The organism is Finegoldia magna, assembly GCF_018371055.1.
GTDB lineage: Bacteria > Bacillota > Clostridia > Tissierellales > Peptoniphilaceae > Finegoldia > Finegoldia magna_I.
The window spans coordinates 1-1,453 of the sequence record NZ_JAGYZD010000325.1 but is presented as its reverse complement, the minus strand read 5'-3'; the positions used below and the strand labels follow the sequence as shown (position 1 = coordinate 1,453).

Genomic DNA, 1,453 nt, shown 5'->3' with positions numbered 1-1,453 from the left:
TCCACCTTGAAGATTGTGGTTAACTCTACAATCCATAATACCTTTGTATTTGAATTTTTCAGTAGCGTATTCTGGAGTTCCTTGGCACATTACACATGCAACTTGCTTTGCAGAATCCACTGCATCAGCTCCCATGAATGCTGCTAATTTGTCAGCAGTTTCTTTTCCACCAACAGGACAAGAATTACAAGGTGCTCCTTTGTTTACGATGGCATCTGCAAGTCCGTCGCAACCTGGAAATCCGCAGGCACCACAGTTTGCGCCAGGTAACATTTCTCTTACTTTAAGTACTCTTCTATCAACTTGAACTTCGAATTTTTTAGATGCAAAACCCAATAGTAATGCAAATAAAATTCCTAGTGCTCCCAAGATTATAAATGGAGTTAAAATTGTCATTTATTACCTCCTATACCAATCCGCCGAATCCGAAGAATGTCATCGCCATTAATCCAATAGTAATAAATGCGATTGGTACACCTTTAAAACTTTCAGGAATGTTTTTATTTAATGCGATTCTTTCTCTGATTGCAGCTAATAAAGTTATCGCTAAAATGAAACCTAGTGAAGCACCAATAGCACTTGCTAATGTTTCAATTAAGTTGTATTTTTCTTTTACGTTTGCTAATGCAACACCCAATACTATACAGTTTGTAGTTATAAGAGGCAAGAATACACCAAGTGCGGAGTACAAGTTTGGACTCATTTTCTTTAATGCCATTTCTACGAATTGTACCAATGTCGCAATAACCAATATGAACACTATCGTTTGTAAGTATTCAATGTGAAATCTTTCTAGTATTTGAATTTGTAGAACGTAAGTAACGACAGATGCTATTGTGATAACGAAGAATACTGCCATACCCATACCAATAGCTGTTTCTGTTTTTGAAGATACACCTATCAATGGGCAAAGTCCTAAGAATTGACCAAATACGTAGTTGTTTACTAATAAGTAAAGAACTATTATTTTAAATACATTTGCTAACATTAGTCTTCACCTCTCATATTGTTCTTCTTTCTTTCTTGTTTTGTTAAGAAATAATTGTAAGTAGCTAACAATATTCCAAGTACCATGAATGCTCCAGGAGCTGCTGACATGATACCAATTGGAGGAATATTTCCTATTACAAGTTTTCCTAATATTTTTCCTGAGCCTAATAATTCTCTGATGAATGCAACCAAAATGATTACAACTCCATATCCCAAACCATTTGAGATACCATCTAATAATGATAAGAATACACCATTTTTAGATGCGAAAGATTCAGCTCTCGCTAAGATTATACAGTTTACAACGATTAAAGGAACGAATGCTCCCAATGAACTGTATAACGCTGGAACAAATGCTTCAAGTATCATTGAAACTAATGTTACGAATGTTGCGATTACAACGATATATGCCGGAATTCTTACTTTATCCGGAATAAAATTTCTAAGTAATGATATTACTATG

General features: G+C 34.8%; 3 protein-coding genes. All 3 read right to left on the bottom strand.

Translation table 11 applies throughout. The features are described 5' to 3' along the window. A partial coding sequence (locus KHW44_RS09580; protein WP_304068878.1) for an RnfABCDGE type electron transport complex subunit B occupies positions 1-396 on the bottom strand: 396 nt, incomplete at its 3' end. A gap of 10 nt (positions 397-406) precedes the next feature. Continuing rightward, positions 407-988, bottom strand: coding sequence for an electron transport complex protein RnfA (locus KHW44_RS09575; protein ID WP_094225462.1), 582 nt, complete (start codon positions 986-988; stop codon positions 407-409). Next, the coding region (locus KHW44_RS09570) for an Rnf-Nqr domain containing protein (protein ID WP_304068875.1) at positions 988-1,453 on the bottom strand (466 nt) is incomplete at its 5' end. The genes KHW44_RS09575 and KHW44_RS09570, both read right to left, overlap by 1 nt.